Raw genomic sequence first — 19,630 nt, forward strand, 5'->3', positions numbered from 1 at the left:
GAGGTGATGAAGAAAGCCCCCCGGCTCGCAAGGGGCCGGAGGGCTTGGATATTGCAACTAGCGGTTCAGCAGGGCCGAATCAAGGCTGCTCTTCCACCTTGTAGAATGCCTTGCCAGAAGGCGGCGAGGGGTCCACCAGGTTCTGGTTCGTCCCCGTCGGGGTGAACGGCGCGCCAGCCGGTGTCCAGTCGTTGTTCAGCGTCAGGCTGCGATACAGCTGGTACGACTTGGCGGTGCTGAAGCCGCTGACGGCGAGGTTGAAGCTCGTGCCATTGTAGGTCGCGGAGGTGACCGTCAGCTGCACGTTATCATTGGGGTCGGCCACATCCGGGAGAGTCTTGTTCTGGAACTCCTGGAGGTTGGTGAACCGGTCACCATCCTGATCTTGGCCCGCATCGGACGGGTCGTTGAGATCGAGGAAGGCATACTTCGCTTCATAATAGTCGGGCATGCCGTCGGCATCGGTGTCCTGGTCGAGGCCGAAGTATTCGATTTCGCCCAGCGCGTGCAGCGTGCTGTTCGTCGCCGTCACCTCGTAGCGGAACCACGTGTAGAACGGTGACGGGGTGGCCAGGTTAAAGCGCACCACCTTGTTCCGGTCGGCACCCCAGAAGGTCATCGTGGTGTCCGAGTGGTTCACGATCGGGGTGAAGGTCACGCCGTCATTCGATCCCAGGATCTTCCAGGCGCGCGGGTCGCGCTCTGGGGCATCGTCCGAGGAGGTCATGGTGAAGTGCGTGAGCCGCACCGCATGCTCGAACTCCACGGTCACCCGCTGGGCAGGCACCGCGGTGCCCGGAGGATCGCAGCACCACTTCATCTCGCCGCCGCCGACCTTGTTGTCGAAGACGTTGAAGGCACCCTCCGTCTGGAAACTAGCCTTGTTGGTCGCCGAGATGGACTTCCAGTCGAAGTCGGCTCCGGTAGTCCCATCGGCGTCGGTGCCACCGTTGTCGCGGTCGGTGATGTCCCCACCCAACAGCGCCGAGGTGCCGGTGCCGAGGGTAAGGTAGGTCAAGCCGTCCGGCGTGCTCGCGGAACTGAGCGGGCTGGTGCCCCTCGTAAGCTCGTAGCCGTCCTTGAACGTGTCGCCGTCGGTATCGGCCAGGGCAGGCGAGGTGAAGTGCGTGTTCACTTCAGCGCCGTCCTCGAGTCCGTCACCATCGGTGTCCTTCACCAGCGGGTTCGCCCCGGCGGGACCTTCGTCGCCGTCTTCGAGCCCGTCGCCATCGGTGTCCTTCACCAGCGGATTGGTCTTGGCGAGATACTCGCCCTTGTTGTCGAGTCCATCGTCGTCTTCGTCCAGCACGGCGTCACTCGGATCGCTGTCGCTGAGGAAGGCATAGTAGTCCTCATACAATTTCGGGATCCCGTCGACATCGGCATCGGTGTTGGACACTTCACCGAAGTACTCGATCTCCGAGATTTGGTGCGTGCCGCTCCCGGTCGAGATGACTGTGTAGCGGAGGTGGGTGTAGGGGAGGGTGCGCTGGGGCAGGGCGACCTTCAGCACCTGATTGCGGGCGGTGAAGATCTGCGAAGGCGTCCAGGCGAAACGCGTGATCGTCTCGAAGGTGGTGCCGTTCGTGGAGCCTTGGATTTCCCACACCCGCGGGTCGCGCTCGGGAGAGTCGTTACCGGAGGTGATGGTGAAATAGTCGAGCGCGACCAGCGCGGGGAATCCCACGGTGACCCACTGCGAAGCGGTCGAGTTGTAAAGCCACTTCGAGCCGCCGACGTTACCAATCTTGTTGTCGAAGATGCTGTAAGCACCCTCGCCATTGGCGCCAAGGAAGGTTCCATTGGTGCTCGCCGAGATGCTGCTCCAGTTGAAGTTGGTGCCGTTCGGGGTGGTGTCGTTGCCGTTGTTTTCCGGGTCGGTCAGGTCGCTGCCCAGCAGCGCGGTGCCGGGTGCTGCTGGCGACGGTGAGGGGGCGAGAGTAACCCGGGTGCCATTGGGCGAGCTGTTGCTGTTATTCACGCCGGAGCCAGCAGTGACCTCGTAGTCGTCACGGAAGAAGTCGCCATCCGTATCGGCCAGGCCGGGACTCGAGCCGTGAACGAAAACCTCCGCGTTGTCGGACAGCGTGTCGCCGTCGCTCTCCAGCAGGAGAGGGCTCGAGCCATAGCCGCCGGGGCCGGCTTCCTCGCCGTCCGTGAGCCCGTCGCCGTCGGTGTCACTTTCCAGCGGATTGGACTTCGCGAGGTATTCGCCCAGGTTGTTTAGACCGTCACCGTCCTCGTCGAGGAGGCGGTCGCCGGCATCGTTGTCGCTGAGGAAATCGTAGTAGTCCTCGTACAACTTTGGAATACCGTCACCATCGACATCGGCGCTGTTTTGCTCGCCGAAGAATTCGATCTCCGCAAGCTGGTGCGCCGTCGTGCCGGTGGAAGCGAATGCATAGCGGAAATAGGTGTAGGGCAACGAACGCTTCGGCAGTGTCACCTTCAGCACCTGGCTGCGCCCGGTCCACAGCGCGGCCTGCGTCCAGTCGATGCGCGCGATCGTCTGGTAATTCGTGCCATTGGTCGAACCTTGGATTTCCCATACCCGCGGGTCCCGCTCGGCGAAGTCATTGCCACTGGTGATGGTGAAGTAGTCGAGGCTGGTCAGCGCCGGGAACTGGATGGCGACCCATTGTGGAGTACTACCCAAGTAGTACCACTTCGAGCCCGCGGTGGCACCGATCTTGTTGTCGAACAGGTTGAAGGCACCCTCGTTGGCGGTGCCGAGGAAGGTGCCGTTGATGCTTGCGGTGATGGCGGTCCAGTTGAATCCCGTACCGTTGGCCGAGGCGTCACTGCCGTTGTTCTCCGGATCGGTGAGGTCGCTGGTAAGCAGTGCTGCTCCTGGCAAGTTGGCGCCGACTGCCGGGGCCAGCTCCACCTTGAGGCCGCCCGGGGATTCATTGGCGTTGGTCAGCGAACTGCCATCGCGTGCCTCATAGCCATCCGGATAAAAGTCGTCGTCGGTGTCCGTGTCCAAAGGGTCGCTCAGGTACGACAAAACCTCGTCACCGTCCCACACGCCGTCGCCGTCGGAGTCCTTGACGAGCGGGTTGGTGGTGTTCGCGAGCTCGGCATCGTCCTCCAGCCCGTCGCCGTCGGTATCCACTGAGTCGAGGTTCGTCCCTGCCTGGTACTCATCCAGATTGATCAAGGTGTCGCCATCCTTGTCGAGCGCGGCATCGGTGGGATCGTTCTTGTCGAGCCCGTACAGGTCCTCGAAGTAGTCGTGGATCTGGTCGCCGTCGGTGTCCACCAGCAGCAAAGCGGTGGTCGCATCATGATAGGTTCCGTAGTGACCGAGCCAAAAGCCGACGTCGATGCCCCCGTCTTCAAAGTGGATGTAGCGGACTCCCGCGGGGTAGTTCTTGAAGACGTGCTGAAGCGTGGTCCAACCATTGGGGACCGGCAGCCGGGCGGTCTCCGTGCCGGAGTTCCAGGTGGCCAGCACGTTCTGGGAGGCGTCCCGCAACTCGACCTTGAGGTAATAGGTGTCGGTGGCGTTGTTGTTGCGGTCATACGAGATTGCCTCGCTCACCAGGACAGGAGGTGAAGCATCGAGTTCCTCCGTCGTGGCACCGGCGGCCAGCAGGTCGATGGTCTGGCTGCGCTTGCACAGGGCGTAGGAGGTCACGTAGCAGCCGGGCACGCTGTCGTAGGTGATATCGGCCCGCTTGCCCCAACCGTCGCCGCCATTGGTAAGTGTCCAGCCGGTGGCGGGCACATCGCCCCCGTCGCCATTCACGATGAGGTTCCCGGTGGGCAAGGCGGGGCTTATGCCAGTCAACAAGGCTCCCAACAAGAGAGGCCCTGATAGGGAGTGGAAGGATCGCCGCCACCGCGGCAGGCCCCGGAGGAGGAACCCCTTGATTAATAGTGCATTAAATTTCATTGTCCTTAATCGAATGATTCTCAGTCAGTTTGGCGGAGAGCACCGCCCAAGCCACCCGGCAGCCTCATTCTGAAAAAGTGATGAATCGTGATGCGGACTAAACCGGCGCGGGTGGAAGAGACGTGCGTTTGCGGGTGCTTCCGGCCTGCGGCCTGCCGTCACTCATTCCGGCGTTTTCATGCCGGGCTTGCATCCGCGGGGTCGGGTGTCGAGACTGCGCGTCATGTTCTTCACGCCAAAATGGAAGAAAGAAGCGAAGCTGCTCCACAAGGGCGCGCTGAAGTTCCTCCATTACAAGCGCGACCTGCTCAAGCCGGACCGCATCGACGAGATCGAGTCGCGCCGCGCCGATTTGCTCGACGCGATCAAGGCTGGCGACCGCACCAAGGTGGACGAGGCGTCGAAGCAGCTTCGCGCGACCTGTGAGGGTGCCCTGCCGCACTTCCCCTCGCAGAGTGCCTGGGAGGAAAACGTCGAAGTCATCTTCGTCGCGCTGGTGGTGGCGCTGGGCCTGCGCGCCTACATCATCCAGCCCTTCCGCATTCCGACCGGTTCGATGCAGCCGACGCTGAACGGCATCACCATTCACGAGAGCGAGGATGCCGATTACAAGAAGCCGTGGCTGGGCAAGCAGGCATGGGATCTGGTCATGCGCGGCCGCAGCTACCGGAACATCGTGGCAGAGAACGACAAACGGGTAGTCGGCATTCGCGACGCCTCGTGGTTCCTCTTCACCCGCACCGAGGTGACCTTCAGCGATGGCAGCCGGGTCAAGATCCCGGCCGCCGAGGGAGAGACCCAGCGCCATCTCGGCCTGAGGGCGGAGAAGGATCCCCGCACCGGACAGGTCCATGTCAGCGGCGGGGATTACAAGAAGGGCGATCCCATCCTCCGGGGCTGGGTCGATACCGGCGACCTCGTGCTTGTGGACAAGGTCTCCTACCACTTCCGCCAGCCGAAACGGGGCGAGGTCTTCGTCTTTGACACCCGCGGCATCAAAACCGGCGGCAGCAAGCAGATGGCCGATCAAACCGGCGGCACCCACTACATCAAACGCCTCTGCGGCGTGCCGGGTGACGAGCTCGCGATCCAACCACCCAACCTGTGGGTGAATGGCAAGGTCGCCCAAGAGCCCGGCATCCAGCAGGTCATCAAGTCGGAGGGCGAATATGGCAAGCTGAACCCGAATGGCTACGAGCTGGCCCGCCCGGACCCGAATTACCCGCTCCCACTCGCTGTCAGCGGCCAGAAATTCAAGCTGGCCGACCAAGCGCGGCCCGGCATGCGCGAATACGTCGCACTGGGCGACAATACCGGTAACTCGCTGGATTCCCGCTATTGGGGCTCGGTCAAGGAGTTCAACCTCGCCGGTCCGGCGCTGTTCTCACTCTGGCCGATCACCACCGGGCACTGGGGCTTCATCCGTTAACATTCTTTGCGCAAATGCACGAATAGCCTTCATGGCATCGGATGTGCATCGTTTCTTCATGACCGCCACCATGGCCGATTCCGCTGAAATCACGCGTCAGGCGAAATCGAACCTCGCCTTCGCGCTACAGATCCTGCCGAAGGAACGGCGGGACGGGATGGTCACGTTCTATGCCTTCTGCCGCGTCGTCGATGACTTGGCGGACGAGGCCGACCGCCCGCTGGCCGAGCGCGAGGCCGGGCTGCTCGCATGGAAGGATGGCTTGGAGAACGGCTTCGCCAATCCGGATCCACTTCAGGTGGAGGTAGTGGAGCTGATGCGCCAGTACGACATCCCGGTGCATTTGCTCACGGCGATCATCGAAGGCTGTCGCATGGACTTGCACCCGCAGCGCTTCGGCACGTGGGATGATCTTTCGCAATACACTTGGAAGGTCGCCTGCGCCGTCGGCCTCGCGTCGCTCAAGGTCTTCGGTGCCACTGATCCGGCCTCGGAACGCTATGCGGTGGCGCTGGGCCACGCGCTGCAGCTCACGAACATCCTGCGCGACGTGGGCGAGGATCTTTCTAACGGCGGCCGCATTTACCTGCCGCTGGCCGATTTCGCGCGCTTCCAGTATAGCGAGCGCGACCTGATCGGCCGGGTTTACGATGGTCGCTTCGCCGCCATGATGGCCTACCAAGCCGACCGTGCCACCGCCTTCTATCAGGAAGCAGTCGAGGCCATGCCGAAAGGCGACGCCAAGGCGCTGGTGCCGGCGGAGATCATGCGCTCCATCTATCAGACGCTGCTGGAGAAGATGCGGAAGGACGGCTTCAAGGTCTTCCACCAGCGCTACAAGCTCTCGAAGGCTCGCAAGATGGCGATCTTCTCAAAACATCTCTTGCGACTCGGGTCGGCTGCTTGAATATCGGTGCCAACGCATCGTCCGATGGCCGACATGAAATCGTTCGTTCTCCTGCCGCTAACCCTGCTCGCCGTATCCTGCTTCCCGGCCGAGCCCTACGCCCAGCAGCCCCCGCCGTATCGCGATGGCGAGCCGTTCTACCCGTATGGCCCCGGCGGTCGTGCCCCCGGCACCGAGACCGGCCAATTTGAGCCCGTGCCCGATGGCAATCGTCCGCCACCACCGGTGGCCCCGCCCGGCACGCCAAGGCCGCCTTCGCCGCGGATCAATCCCGATGTGGATGCCCCGGACGCCTATGACGCCCCTTCGACGCCAGCCCCGGCCCCAGCTCCGCGGCCGACGTATCCGGACGCCCGTCGCACCGCAAATCCGAACCAGGTGATCAGCCCCTACGCGCCCTACAACGTCATCGACGTCGAGGGCTTCAGGAGCGGCGCCCTCGCGAAGGATCCGTCCAACGGGAAGATCTTCCGCGTGCCCTGAGCGGCACTGCGGAGTGATCAGGCAGACAACAGCCGGAGCTTCAGCCCGTCCTTCTCGAAGCTTTTGAAGCCGGCATCGAAGGTCACCAGCTCGGCCCCATGGCCGATGGCGAAGGCGGCGAGGTACGCGTCCATCCAGACTTTCGGGGAAGCCGATCCGAGGCTGGCGAGCCGATGCCAAAGCGGCTCAAGCCCTGCCGGCTCGGACCGCATCTGTACAACCGGCAGCTTCTCCAAGCCCGCATACACACTCAAGGCATCCGCGTTCGTGAAGCCAACCGCCTTGTATTCCTTCAGCAGCACAGGCGTGGTGATTAGGCGCAGGAAACCTTGCTGGGTGGAGCGACAAAAACACGCCGGGCGATCCGTGGTGGCATTCGCAAAGACCGTGTGCGCCGTCTGATGGTGGGGATGCTCCGACATCGTCAGGGCCACCCACAGGTTCGTGTCATAGAGAAAGTCCAACTCGCTCAAGATCCTCCTGGTAAAGGGCTTCCTGTTCCAAGGCGAGCAGCTCCTCGGTCGACATGCGACTGGCGGGAGCGTCGTTGCCACAGACAATCACGGGGACGCCATTGGCTTGGACCTCGATCTTCGGTGCTGCCGGGAAAAGGGGAAACACAAGGGTGGGCGGGGCGGACAATCCCCGCTCCAGCAGCTCCGCCGCCACGTCCTTGAGCTTCCGGCCTTCGTGGACGGCCCGGAGCTTCATCGCTTTCACAAGCTCAGCCGGCAAATCCAGCGTCGTCTTCATGCGGGAAGTTTGCTGGTTTGCTGGTTTGCTGTCAAATGACCAGATCCGGCCCTCAGAAATCATCTTGCCAGTGTTACACGTGAGGTGTAACACTAAAAACACCTGACCGATGCTGCCCTTTTCCTTCCAACTCCGCGATGGCGAACCGGTCTCCGACCAGATCGTCCGCTCCGCGCACCGGGCGCTGGCAAACGGAGAACTGCGGGAGGGCGACCTGTTCCCGTCGGTGCGCGCGTTGGCGCAGGAGCTGAAGATTTCCCCGACCACCGCCTTCAAGGTCATCCAGCAGCTCAAGGACCTCGGTTTCCTGGTCAGCCGTCCCGGCGTCGGGATGGTCGTGCAGGCCCCGCAGCTTCCCTCGCTCGATCAACGGCTCGCCCTGATGGAGCCGTCGGCCCGTCGCTTTCTGGATGAGGCTCGGGCCCTCCATCTCACCGCCGCGGAGATCGAAGAACTGCTCCACCGCCTCCAACAACCCTGATTCGCATCCCATGCCATGATCACGATCCGCGGACTCAAGAAGCGCTACCGCCGCAACGAGGCACTGCACGGCATCGACCTCGATGTCCCCGAGGGAAAGGTCACCGCTTTCCTCGGGCCGAATGGCGCTGGCAAGACCACGACCATCAAGTGCGCGATGAACCTGCTCGACCGCGACGACGGCAGCGTGACCGTGCTCGGCACCGACGCCCGGAAGCTGAAGCCGGAGCATTGGCAGCGCATCGGCTACGTCTCGGAGAACCAGAAGATGCCCGGCTGGATGACGGTGCCGCAATTGCTCGACTACGTCCGGCCGATGTATGGCGCGCATTGGGACCGGGAGTTCGAGAAGAAGCTGCTCGCCGACTTCGACCTGCCGCTGAAGACCAAGCTGCGATCCTTGTCCCGCGGCCAGTGGATGAAGGCGTCGCTGGTCTCCAGCCTCGCCTATCGCCCGCGGCTGGTGGTGCTGGACGAGCCCTTCTCCGGACTCGATCCGCTGGTGCGCGATGAATTTCTCAGCGGCCTGTTAGAGCTGACCGAGACCGAGGGCTGGACCGTGTGGATTTCCTCGCACGACATCGAGGAGGTCGAGCGCTTCGCCGACCGCGTGGCCATTCTGAACAACGGACGGGTGGACCTGCAGGACGACGTGAAATCGGTCCAGGCTCGCTTCCGTGCCGTGGAGCTGGGGCTTCCCGATGAGACGCCCGCGCCGTCCGGCCTTCCGGAAAGTTGGCTCAATTTCCAGATCCAAGGCCGCGTCGCCCGCTTCACGGACTCGAACTACGATGAATCTCGTAGTGAAGCCGACTGCCGCCGCCTCTTCCCCGCCCTGGCCCGCCGCGACGCCCGATCCATGAACCTCCGCGAAATCTTCGTCGCCCTAGCGAAGTCGTATCGCGCCCAACGCCAGAGTGCGCCATGACCGCCGCCATCTTCCGCGCCGAGTTCCTGCGGGCCTTGCCGGTGTGGCCTTGGCTACTGGCATCGCATGCCCTCGCGGTGATCTCGGGGATCGTGCCCTCGGGTCAGGCCGGGGTCAGGACGGAACTGCTGGGAAGTATCGCCAGTTGGGGTGTTGGATCGCTGAGCCTGTTTCTGGTCGTCCGGAGTTTGTGGGAAGAGAACCCGAACCGTTCCGAGCACTTCCTCGCTACGCGGCCGATGCGTTTGGCCGGATTGCTGAAGGGTAAAGCCGCGGGCATGCTGATCCTGATTGTGGTTCCCTTCGTACTGGCGGAAGCGGCGGTGCTTCTTGGAAGGGGTCAATCAGCGCACGTGATCGGGATCGGGACGCTCCAGGCCGTGGTGGTGCTTTTGGTCCTTCTTGGCGTGGCATTCCCGGCCGTGTGGGGCTGGTCGAAGCGCTCACAAGCGTTCGTGGCTTTACCCGCCGCCTTTGCCACAGGGATCGCCAGCGCGGCCCTCCTCGACCGGGCTCCTTCGCTGAGAATCTCGGGATCGCCCTATCTCCAGGCGAAGCTCGTTTCGATGCCGGTGATGCTGTGCGGCCTGCTGGCCTTGGGCATGGTGGCCGCGTGCTGCGCCTTGATCTTCGGTCGCGGCCGCAGTTTTCGCCGCGTTCCGGCTTTCGTCGCTTTGAGCTGCGTGATCCCTGCCGCCATGATGGCGCTTGCCGGAATCGAGCCGGGCTCGGGGGAAAAAAGGGTGGCACCCTCGTTGGTTCACCTGACGCTCTCCAATCGCGAGATGGGGGATCGCCTGGCGAACTGGCTGGAGATCGACCCGCCGCCGCTGGAGACCCAGGCAGAGGGCGATGTCGTCTGGTCGGTAGCCTCCCTCCGGGTCAATGGCCGGCGAGCGGAGCCGTGGCCCAAGCAGGGGATTGGCGACCGCCTCCGGGCGTCGCGACCGGAGATGGCGTGGAACCGGCCAATCCAGCAGGCGTTGCGCGAGCGCTACGGCGATCAACTCAAGCTTCCGGAGGTGCTTGGGAAGACTGTCGCTTTGCCAGCGGCGACCGCCCTTCCGGGAGAACACGATCCAGCACGGATGCTCGACCTTGAGGTGGGCCTGCTAGGCGCCCTCATCGATTGGCAAGTGGTGGCGGAGGTGCCGGTCAGAAACCAAGCCGAGACACGATGGGAAAACACCCGCTGGGCGATCCGCGGGCTCAACCAGGCAGACGGTGGGATCAATATCCAGTTTATTGAGACTACGCCCTACCTGTGGCTGACCGATCCTGCGAATGGCCACCTTCCCGACCGCGGGTGCGACCGTTATTTCCTGGTCCGCGAATCGGACGGCAAGATCACGCCGCTTTCCGACATGGGGCTCGCGCTCGCGCCCGGTTGGCGACGGGTAAGCTTGGGGCTCCGTGAACGCATGGTCATGCTCAGGGACAATTTCTCCCGCTTCGACAGGGACATGGAGGACCCGTTTGTCGTGCCAGCAGCAAACTACCGGCTGGTGATTGTCCGCGGAATTCCCTCCGGACGTGTGTCGGTGGACTGGATTACTTCTTCCCCGATCTCGTGCGCCGGTCTGTGGACTCCCACCACCGGAGTTCATTCTCCTCCTCCGCCGGATCCTCGGGCGGGAACGGCACTGGAGTGGCTGCAGCAAAATCCGCCACCGGCATCCGGCGCGTCCGAAGAAGCGGTGCAAGCCTGGCTGGATCAATTCGCCCCGCGCATCTCTAACCACGAATCGAACGAGACGAACCATCAGCTCAAGGCGGCGGTGGGGAGTCTCTTTGCCGAGCATCCCGCGCTTGTGATCAGGACCATTAGGGCGCTCTCCCCATTCGCCCGGGGAGCGGGAGGCGTCTTCGGCTGGGCAATGATGGATCATCTGCCACGCGACTACGCCCGAAAAATGACGGCACGGGATTTCGACGAGGGAATCTATCGAAATGCGGTGAGAAGAGGCTGGCAAGGCGATCTGATCGGAATGGCGGCCGAACGAGCTAGAATGGGGTTCGGGTGGCAGGTCGAAGAAGTACTGATCTCGTCTCCCAAGGAGGTGGGGTTCTCTGAAGCCGAATGGCGTGATTTCTACCGCCTCTATCCCACCGCGGATGCGTTCCGGGCACTGGCAGGAGTGGTGCTACCCCGGGAGTATCTTGAAAAGGAGACGGATCGACGTCTGGAGGACTACGAGCCCCCCCTGCCAAACCCCAATATCGATCCCCTTCTGGATCTCGCGCTCGCTCGCGGACGAAGCGAGGCTCCCCGCTGGTTGCGCGACGCCATCCGGAGGAAGCAGGCGACGGAGACGACGTTCGCCTCGGTCTGGGTCAAGGATCCCGTCCGCAAGTGGTTCGAGTTTCCAAGTCATCTGAAGACCGACGACGAGGTCGTGGGCTGGTTCCTCGGTCAAGAGCCGGTCCACTTCGTATTCGATCCCGCTTCGGAAAAATTCCACCTGCGCTAAACCATGTTCACTTCCCCACTTTGCCGTTTGCTCGTGGTGCTGACGCTGCTCGCGTTTGTCGCCGCCTTCGCGTGGTTGGAAGGCCGCGGCGGGGGGATTCGCGACATCATGGCCGGTGTCTCGCTGGTCCTGCTGGCCGTAACGGTCGCGAGGCTGGTAGTCGAAGGATCGGCATTCGACGACCGGGCATTTCACCGGACTCGTCCCGGCGGCGAACGGCTGGCATTGCGGCGGCTCAATGGGATCCTGGCCGGCCTGGTGGTCGCGATCGCATGCATGGCGGCCGTGCGATGCTGGATCTTCCACCTCGGGTGGGAGTCGGCAGCATGGGGAGCCGCCTTGGCTTTCGTGCCGGCGGCTTTGCTCACCATGGCAATCGCCACCGGGATGTCTCTTTCGCTGCAAGGCAAAAGCAGCGTTCGAACCGTGATCGTGGTTTTGTTGGTGATGCCGATCGTTCTCACGCTTGTGACGCTGGTCGTGCCCTATACCGGCCGGTGGATTGGCTCTGCCATTTCCACGTCGTGGACGAGTGACCTGACATGGGCAGGTGTGGCGGGTGCCGTGGGCTACGGGATCGCATGGACGCTCGCATCGCGGTGGCGCCAAGGGAGTGCCGCACTCGTGGTTGCAGGGCTGACCGGGATCCTGACCCAGCTCCGCGCCATCAAGGCCCCTCTCGTTCCGACGCCAGACCTGCCGGTTGCCGACGTCATGATCGAACGACTTCCACCTCCCGCGGATGCGAAATCGGTCTCGGAGAGCCTGAGACCGCGCTTCGTCAGCGAGTGGGGAATGAAGCACTCACGGATCGAAGGAACCGTGCGCGCAACGGGTCTCCGTGAGGACGAGTTTGTCGCCTACGATCTTCTGATCCAGCAGCAGCCAAGCCTTCGCTTGGTTCATACCGGTTCCCGCGGGGGCATGATTGGTTGGGGCAGTGGTGCCGGCCTGCTTCGCAACGACCACCGTTTCCGGCTGGAGTCCAATTTCAGCTCCCTGATGACCCATCTGGGGGGAAGATTGCCAGGGCGACCGCCATTGGACGATCGATCAGGCCAGGCAACCGTGGAATCGTGGGTGTCCATTCCCGATCACATGGACGAAGCCGGAGTGGCGAACTCGATGTGGCAAATCAATGGGGTGCTGTGCCGGGTAGATCGCCTTGGAGATTTTCCGGTCCGCGCCCGGAGTTCCTACCCGCTCGACGGCGGAGGAAACGTGCGGACTTGGGATCTCCAACAGACCCGTCATGAGATTTCGCTGGGACTCCGGCTGATCCAACCCGACTCACCATTCGTTCCGAAGCCAAGGCGGGAAAGTGCCCCTTGGAGTCCGGGGAAGGAATTTGCAGACTCCCTTTGGGGGATCATGGTCGACGAAAACGGCACCAAGGCGCTGATGGTGCTTCAGGGAGGAGGATACTATGGAATGGATCGACAGCGTGCCTTCGGGTCCCGCTGGTTGGACCTGTGGGTGAATCTCTACTACCTCGGAAATCCCCAGAATTGGTCGGAGGAAGAGGTGCTCCGCTCCAGCATCCACCTCTTTGTAGCGCGCCCGGTGGGAAAAGTTCATGCCGCCCTTCCCCCTCCCTGACTTGCCGTTCCAAAATCCCCCCCAACTTTCCTGCCGACGGATGTAACCATTCCCGCTACATCCGCGGATGGCATTCACGGATCCCCAAGGTCCGGCACGATCATGAGACCCCTCCACTTCCTTCCACCCGCCGTGGCACTCGTCGCCTCGGGCCTCTGGCTCGGGCTCCAACAGCAGTCGATTTCCTCGCTGGAGAAAGAAACGGTGCTGCTGCGCCAGCACGTCGAGGCGGCGAAGAACGCTGCGGCGACGGCCGAAGATTCCTCGCTCGCCGGTGCCCGTGCGAATGGCAAGAAAGCGGAAGATCCGGAGGCCATCGACTGGAAAGACCTGGCCGACACCATGGCCAAGGCCGAAAGCGGCGGCATGCCGGACATGCGGGCGATGATGAAGCTCCAGACCAAGCTGATGTCGCTCAGCGGCGCGGAATTGACAGCCGCGCTCGATGAGATCGCCGCACTCGACCTGAACAAGGACGCCCGCAGCAGCCTGGAAGGCATGTTGATCAACCTGCTGGCTCAGAAAGAGCCGAAGCTGGTGCTCGACCGCTACCTCGACCGGATCAACGACAGCCGCGGTGGGATGGGAAGCTGGCAGATGGCCCATGCGTTCCAACAATGGAGCGGCAAGGACGGCGCGGCGGCCGTGGCTTGGCTCGACGCGCAGATTGCGGCGGGCAAGTTCGACAGCAAGTCACTCGACGGGAAGAGCCAGAGCCGCTTGCAATTCGAGGGGGCGGCGATCGCCTCACTGATCAGCTCGGACGTGGATGCCGCCGGCAAACGCATCGCCGCGCTGCCGGAGGACCAGCGGCGCGAGCTGTTCCAGCAGGGAATGTTCATGAACGTGAAGGCGGGCTCGGAAAAGAATCTCGCCGCCTTGGTCCGAGAACACGTGCCGGAAAAGGAACGCCCGCAGGCGCTTGCCAGCTCAACGGGCACGATGATTCACCAGGGCGGCTACGAGAAGGTCGGCAAGTTCCTCGACGAGATCGATGCCACGCCGGACGAGCGCAAGGAGGTCGCCAAGCAGGCCGCCACCAGCAAGCTCCAGCAGCTCTCCCATCAGGGCAAGGTGGACCGCGAAGCCATCGATGAAATGCGCGAGTGGGTGGCCCAGGAATCCCCGGACTCGGTGGACAGCGTCACCGGCGAATCGCTCGGCAATATGTGGAACCGGCAGACCAAGTGGGAGGACAACGCCAAGCTGATCGGTGAACTCCACGCCGCGAATCCAAGCGACGAACTGCTCGTCTCCTTTCTCAAGGGCCACCAGGCGCGGCAGAACCGCGACGCGGCCCTCGAAATGGCGGCGAAGATCACCGATGAAACCAAACGCGCCGAAGTGACGGCACGCCTGGAAGGGAAGCCGGCCCCCGCCAAAGTGACTACCGAATGACGCCATGAAAGCCTCCCTTTTCCTCTCCCTCCTCATCCTCGCCGCCGGCGGCATGCTTGGCTGGAAGCAGCACGGCCAGCTCGTCACCGTGCGCGAGTCGCATCGCCAGGTGACCGAGGAAGCACGCGCGCTCGGACTTTCACCCGATGCCTTGTTAGAAGCCAGCAAGCCACCGTTGCCCACCAAGACGGGCCGCGAGGACTCGGAGGCAAAGGTCGCCGCGGCCAAGTCCTTCGCGAAGGAGCTGATCGACTTCGCCAAGAAGATGGAGGAAATTCAGAAGTCCGGCGAACAGCCCGGGGATGAGTTTCAAAAGGAGATGATGGAAACGATTGCCCGCTTCCTGGACCTCACCCCCGCACAGATCAAAGTAGTCGTTGCCGAAATGAAGGAGAGTCCGGATCTCGATGATGAAATGCGCCGCAACATGATCGGCTTCTCCATCATGATGCTGGCCAGCGAACAACCGGAAGCTGCCATTTCCATCTACACCGAGTCCTCCGACATCAAGGGCTTGGGAGAGATGGGGTCTCACGTGGTGACGACTGCGCTCGGCAAGTGGGCGGAGAAGGATCCACTCGCCGCGATGGAGTGGGTGCGCAAGAATTCCGAGAAGCACGCCAGCCTGATCACCGAGGACACCAAGGCGGCCATCCTCGCCGGCGCCGCCAAGCAGGATCCGAAACTCGCGCTCGGGATGGTGGATGACTTGGGATTGAAGGAGCAGCATCGCGTGGGCGAAGGCTTGGCACGCTCAGCCCGCACCGCAGAGGAGCGCAACGCATTGCTGGAGGTCCTGCGCGCCGATAAGAAACAGGGCGATCTTTCCAAGACAACCCTTTCGGCTTTGGGCGGACAGCTCACGAGTGAAGGTTTCGAATCCAGCCAGGCGTGGCTCACCTCCGCGAAGCTGGGCGAGAAGGAAACCCAGTCCATCGCCCAAGGCATTTCCTCCTGGCAGGCTGGTGCCGATACCGGCAAGTGGGTGGAGTGGATGAATGGCAAGGTGCCGGAAGACACCCTGAAGCAGAAGACCAACGAACTGGTCCAGCAATGGACGCGCAGTGACTACAAGGCTGCCGGCGAGTGGATCGGCACTCTCGCCGACGGAACCGCGAAGACCACCGCCATCAAGTCATACGCTCAAACGGTGGCTCCCTACGAACCAGAAGCCGCACTGCAATGGGCGAATAGCCTGCCCGCCGGCAAGGAACGCGACGAATTGCTCCTCGAAATTGAGCAGGCCGAGAAACCCAAGCCGGCCGTTGGCGGACTCAGCCGGGAGACCGTCCCGGCTGACGAGTGACAATTTCCACATCTACGGTGGAAAAGCCGTGCCATCTCCCGTAGCTGCCCGCTAGCAACATGGGAGACACGTCGTGCTGACTCCCGACCAAATCACCGCCCTCGCTCCGGACGCCGCTTCGCTCAAGGCAGGCCGCGGCCTTGCCACCGGTCGCAAGTGGGAGAGCGCCGGTGGCGACGACGAGGTGGTGTGGGGTCTCGCGATGGGATCGGGGAAGGAACCTTATCAGACCCGGGTTTCGCTCGCCGATTTCGCCACCAAGTGCTCGTGCCCGAGCCGCAAGTTCCCCTGCAAGCACGCACTCGGCCTGATGTTCCTCGCCACCGGCGAACCGTCTTCACTGGTCCAGAAGGAGCGCCCTCCATGGGTTGCCGAGTGGCTCGATTCGCGCACCACACGCCAGGAGAAGGCCGCGGTCCGCGCCGAGGAGAAAGCGACCAAGCCGGTCGATGAGAAGGCCGCAGAGAAACGCCGCGTCCAACGCGAGGGGCGCGTCGGCGACGGCATCGCCCTGCTCCAGCAGGCCATCCTCGACCTGACCCGCGAGGGACTCGCGTCGGGGGCCGCTCGCGATGCCGCGGCTTGGGAGAATCTGGCCCGCCGGATGATCGATGCCCAGGCGCCGGGGCTCGCCGGTGCAGCCCGCCATGTCGCCGATACCGTGTTGCGGGATGCCGAGGTGGACGAAGAACTGCCCCTCGAACTCGGGCGCCTGTATTTGCTCCTCCACGCCGCCGGAAACCGTGAGTCCTTGGACGAAGCCACCCGCGTCGAGATCGACGCCCAGCTTGGCAGTCGCGGCGATGAGGCGACACGGCTGCCAGTGGAGGACGAATGGTTTGTCGCAGCCCGCCGCGTCGAGGAGCGCGATCGTCTGATCACCAGTGCGAGCTGGCTGTTCGGGAAAAAGTCGCGGCGCTGGGCCCGCGTGCTTCGTTTCGCGCCGGTGCCACAAACCGTGAGCGAGCCATGGCCGGTGGGATCTACGGTGAAAGCCGTACTTCAATTCCATCCCGGCTTGTTCCCGCTCCGCGCCACACCGGATGGCGATGGCTTCGCCGCATTGGAGCCGGTGGCGGACACCAGTGACGCGGAGCTGGAAGAACTGCTCGACCGCTTCGCTGCCGCGCTCGCGGCCAGTCCCTTTATACGCGCCATGCCATTCCTGATGAAGCTCCGGCCGCAGGGCCGAGTGCTCGCCGATGAAGCCGGGCGCGCCTTGCCGTGGCAGGCCGCGGACGATCTCGCACTGCGGGTCGAGTGCATCGCCGGTGGCCGGGCCGTATTGATGGCGGGCGAGTGGGATGGCCGTCACCTCCGCGTCTCGTCCATCTCCGATGGCGCGGCCTGGATTCCTCTCACCCCCCAGCAGCCATGATGACTGACCCGCTGCTCTCCGCCGCGCTGCTCGGCACCGCTCGCCTGACGACCTTGCCGCCCCCGTCGGACCCGCTGTTAGAGACGACCTGGCAAGCGATCGACACGGCAAACCCTGCTGCGGCAGTGCTCCAAGCACTGGCCGTGACGCGGGCGATGAAGCGCGCCGGTGTGAAGGCACTCGCCGCCCCCGAAGCCGCCGACCCCTGCCCGCTGGAGTCCCATCCCGAGTTGCCACCGCCGGCGGTCGATGCCGGCATGCGGCTCTTGAAAGGCGAGTATCCCGAACTGCTCCCGGAGTGGCTGCGGCTCGCCGAGCAGTCGAATCGCGTGGTGCCCGGGCGAGTCTTGCCCGAGTTGCTCGCCGCCGCATCGAAGGACCGTGCCCTCCGGCCTGCCGTCCGCGGCATCGCTGGCGAACGCGGGCGCTGGATCGCGAAGCGTCTCGCGGAGTTCGTGTGGCTGTTAGAGGACGAGGCCGTGCCCGACCACGCGTGGGATGAAGGCTTGCCCGCCGAGCGGATCGCCTGGCTGCGCCAGACCCGCGCCGTGGATCCCGAACGTGCCGCCACGGCCATCTCAGCACAATGGTCCGGGGAGGAACCGGCGATGCGCGAGAACATCGTGCGACAGACCGCCGCCAGCCCGCAGCCATGCGACGAGCCATGGCTCGAAGAGCTCGCCCTCAAGGATCGTCGGCAAGACACCCGCGACCTCGCCGCCGCCGCGCTCTCGCAGCTCGAAGGCTCCGCATTCCGTCGGCGTGCTCTCGAACGGGTGCGGGGCCTGGTGAAGATCGAGCGTCGCTTGTTGAAGCGAGTCATCGCCGTCGAGCCACCGGCCGCCTTTGATGCTTCATGGACCGGAGATGGACTGAAGGAGAAGCCGCCGCAAGGCACCGGTGAGAAGGCATGGTGGCTGCGTCAGGCGGTCGCCTTGGTTCCGCTTTCGGATTGGCCGGAGCTGTTAGGCTGCAAGCCCGACGAGCTTTTCACGCTTTCCATCGAGGGCGACTGGCGCGAGCCGCTGTTGCTCGGCTGGATCGATTCCGCGCGCCGCCTGCCATCGCGTGCGATGCCGGAGCATTCGCTGCCTTTCCTCGCGACGCGCGAGCCATGGCCGGTTGCCGCACTGCCGAAGCACCTCGTCCTCGCCGGTGTGCTCGATGCGATGCCCGCCACGTCGCGCTTTGCCGTGCTCGATGGCATTGCGAAGCACCTTCCGCCGCTGATCGTCCTCGATCTCTTCGCCCGCATCGGTGAAGCGCCGCCTCCCGGCTCTGGCAAGACGCTGCTCGCCTTGCTCGACCAAGCCGTCTCGACCCATCCGGCGTCGCTCACTCGCCCGCAGGCCCGTGCCCTCGCCGTCTGTGTGCCGAAGGACGGCATCCAAGCCCGCTTGGAAGCGATCGCCAAACTCCCCGAGCTCTCCGCTGCCGCAGAGGAATTCGCGACCACGCTGGAATTCCGCCGATCCCTTCTTTCCCACTTCGCCACGCCATGAGTTCCACCGTCCTCCGCCAACATGCCGAGTCCGCCTTCGCCGCGGAGCTTGCCGCCCTCGCCAAGCACGATGACCGTCCGCGGCCGCCGCGCTGGAAGCTCTCGCCGTGGGCTGTCACCGACTACCTGCTCGGCATCACCTTGCCCGACGGCACCCTGATCACGCCGAAGTACGTCGGGGATCGTAGGATCATCGAGATCGCCGTCGCGACGCTGGCCACCGATCGCGCGCTCCTGCTGTTAGGCGTTCCCGGCACGGCCAAGAGCTGGGTCTCCGAGCATCTGGCGGCCGCCATTTCCGGCGACTCCACGCTGATGATTCAAGGCACCGCCGGCACCAGCGAGGAATCGCTGCGCTACAACTGGAACTACGCGATGCTCCTCGCCAAGGGGCCATCCGAGGAAGCGCTGGTGCCCGGCCCGATGTTCCGCGCGATGCGCGATGGCATGCTGTGCCGCGTCGAGGAACTCACCCGCATTCCCTCCGACGTGCAGGACACGCTGATCACGATGCTCTCGGAAAAGACGCTGCCCATTCCGGAACTCGCCACCGAGATCCAAGGGACCGAAGGCTTCAACGTCATCGCCACCGCCAACAGCCGCGACCGCGGCGTGAACGATCTCTCGAGCGCGCTGCAACGGCGCTTCAATACCGTGGTGCTGCCGCTGCCGTCGTCGCTGGAGGCCGAAGTCGAGATCGTCACCATGCGCGTGGCCTCGATGTCGAAGGCTCTCGCCCTTCCCGCCGAGCCACCGGCGCTCGAGGAGATCCGCCGCGTCGTCACCGTCTTCCGCGAGCTGCGCTCCGGCGCGACCGAGGACGGCAAGGCCAAGGTCAAGTCGCCCTCCGGCACGCTGAGCACCGCCGAGGCGATCTCGGTGATGACCAATGGCCTCGCGCTCGCCGGTCACTTCGGCAATGGCAAGCTCAGCGCCCAAGACCTCGCCTCCGGCATGGTCGGCGCGATCGTGAAGGATCCGTCACAAGACCCGGTGGTGTTCAAGGAATACCTGGAGACCGTGGTAAAGGAACGCGACGGGTGGAAGGACCTCTACCGCGCGTGCCGGAATCACATCTAACAAGAGTATCCTGTCGCGC

15 protein-coding genes are annotated in these 19,630 nt (G+C 63.7%); 12 read left to right on the plus strand and 3 right to left on the minus strand.

Annotated elements, in window-relative coordinates; translation table 11 throughout:
• Positions 1 to 79 precede the first annotated feature (79 nt).
• Positions 80 to 3,772, minus strand: a complete 3,693-nt coding sequence (locus OKA05_RS13610; protein WP_264487704.1) for a discoidin domain-containing protein — start codon at positions 3,770 to 3,772, stop codon at positions 80 to 82.
• A gap of 349 nt (positions 3,773 to 4,121) precedes the next feature.
• Here OKA05_RS13610 and lepB point away from each other — a divergent pair, with 349 nt between their 5' ends.
• From lepB to OKA05_RS13625, 3 genes are all read left to right on the plus strand, one after another.
• Positions 4,122 to 5,327, plus strand: coding sequence for a signal peptidase I (lepB, locus tag OKA05_RS13615; protein ID WP_264487705.1), 1,206 nt, complete (start codon positions 4,122 to 4,124; stop codon positions 5,325 to 5,327).
• A 70-nt stretch (positions 5,328 to 5,397) separates the two neighbouring features.
• Complete coding sequence (locus OKA05_RS13620) at positions 5,398 to 6,234, plus strand: phytoene/squalene synthase family protein (RefSeq protein ID WP_264487706.1); 837 nt, start codon at positions 5,398 to 5,400, stop codon at positions 6,232 to 6,234.
• Positions 6,235 to 6,267: 33 nt separating this feature from the next.
• On the plus strand, positions 6,268 to 6,717 hold the full coding sequence (locus tag OKA05_RS13625) for a hypothetical protein (protein WP_264487707.1): 450 nt from the start codon (positions 6,268 to 6,270) through the stop codon (positions 6,715 to 6,717).
• A gap of 17 nt (positions 6,718 to 6,734) precedes the next feature.
• Here OKA05_RS13625 and OKA05_RS13630 read toward each other — a convergent pair whose 3' ends face one another.
• Entirely contained in the window at positions 6,735 to 7,190 is a 456-nt protein-coding gene (locus OKA05_RS13630) for a TA system VapC family ribonuclease toxin (RefSeq protein ID WP_264487708.1), read from the minus strand.
• Positions 7,165 to 7,470, minus strand: a complete 306-nt coding sequence (locus tag OKA05_RS13635; RefSeq protein WP_264487709.1) for a hypothetical protein — start codon at positions 7,468 to 7,470, stop codon at positions 7,165 to 7,167. The genes OKA05_RS13630 and OKA05_RS13635 overlap by 26 nt, the downstream gene beginning before the upstream one ends.
• Before the next feature lie 109 nt (positions 7,471 to 7,579).
• Between OKA05_RS13635 and OKA05_RS13640 the strand changes: the two genes are divergently transcribed.
• From OKA05_RS13640 to OKA05_RS13680, 9 genes are all read left to right on the plus strand, one after another.
• The gene (locus OKA05_RS13640; protein ID WP_264487710.1) at positions 7,580 to 7,951 is read left to right on the plus strand and encodes a GntR family transcriptional regulator; all 372 of its coding nucleotides are present in this window, start codon (positions 7,580 to 7,582) and stop codon (positions 7,949 to 7,951) included.
• Between the two features lie 15 nt (positions 7,952 to 7,966).
• The gene (locus OKA05_RS13645) at positions 7,967 to 8,878 is read left to right on the plus strand and encodes an ABC transporter ATP-binding protein (RefSeq protein ID WP_264487711.1); all 912 of its coding nucleotides are present in this window, start codon (positions 7,967 to 7,969) and stop codon (positions 8,876 to 8,878) included.
• Entirely contained in the window at positions 8,875 to 11,349 is a 2,475-nt protein-coding gene (locus OKA05_RS13650) for a hypothetical protein (RefSeq protein WP_264487712.1), read from the plus strand. Before OKA05_RS13645 ends, OKA05_RS13650 begins: the two co-directional genes overlap by 4 nt.
• Positions 11,350 to 11,352: 3 nt before the next feature.
• Positions 11,353 to 12,948, plus strand: a complete 1,596-nt coding sequence (locus tag OKA05_RS13655; protein WP_264487713.1) for a hypothetical protein — start codon at positions 11,353 to 11,355, stop codon at positions 12,946 to 12,948.
• Between the two features lie 102 nt (positions 12,949 to 13,050).
• Positions 13,051 to 14,346 carry a hypothetical protein gene (locus OKA05_RS13660; RefSeq protein WP_264487714.1) on the plus strand — a complete coding sequence of 432 codons (1,296 nt, stop codon included), beginning with the start codon at positions 13,051 to 13,053 and terminating at the stop codon, positions 14,344 to 14,346.
• Positions 14,347 to 14,350: 4 nt separating this feature from the next.
• Positions 14,351 to 15,652: a hypothetical protein gene (locus tag OKA05_RS13665; RefSeq protein ID WP_264487715.1), complete on the plus strand. Its 1,302-nt coding sequence runs from the start codon at positions 14,351 to 14,353 to the stop codon at positions 15,650 to 15,652.
• A 73-nt stretch (positions 15,653 to 15,725) separates the two neighbouring features.
• Entirely contained in the window at positions 15,726 to 17,030 is a 1,305-nt protein-coding gene (locus tag OKA05_RS13670) for an SWIM zinc finger family protein (protein ID WP_264487716.1), read from the plus strand.
• Positions 17,027 to 18,532: a DUF5691 domain-containing protein gene (locus OKA05_RS13675; protein ID WP_264487717.1), complete on the plus strand. Its 1,506-nt coding sequence runs from the start codon at positions 17,027 to 17,029 to the stop codon at positions 18,530 to 18,532. Before OKA05_RS13670 ends, OKA05_RS13675 begins: the two co-directional genes overlap by 4 nt.
• Entirely contained in the window at positions 18,529 to 19,611 is a 1,083-nt protein-coding gene (locus OKA05_RS13680) for an ATP-binding protein (protein WP_264487718.1), read from the plus strand. Before OKA05_RS13675 ends, OKA05_RS13680 begins: the two co-directional genes overlap by 4 nt.
• Positions 19,612 to 19,630 lie beyond the last annotated feature (19 nt).

This window comes from Luteolibacter arcticus (genome assembly GCF_025950235.1).
Lineage (GTDB): Bacteria > Verrucomicrobiota > Verrucomicrobiia > Verrucomicrobiales > Akkermansiaceae > Haloferula > Haloferula arctica.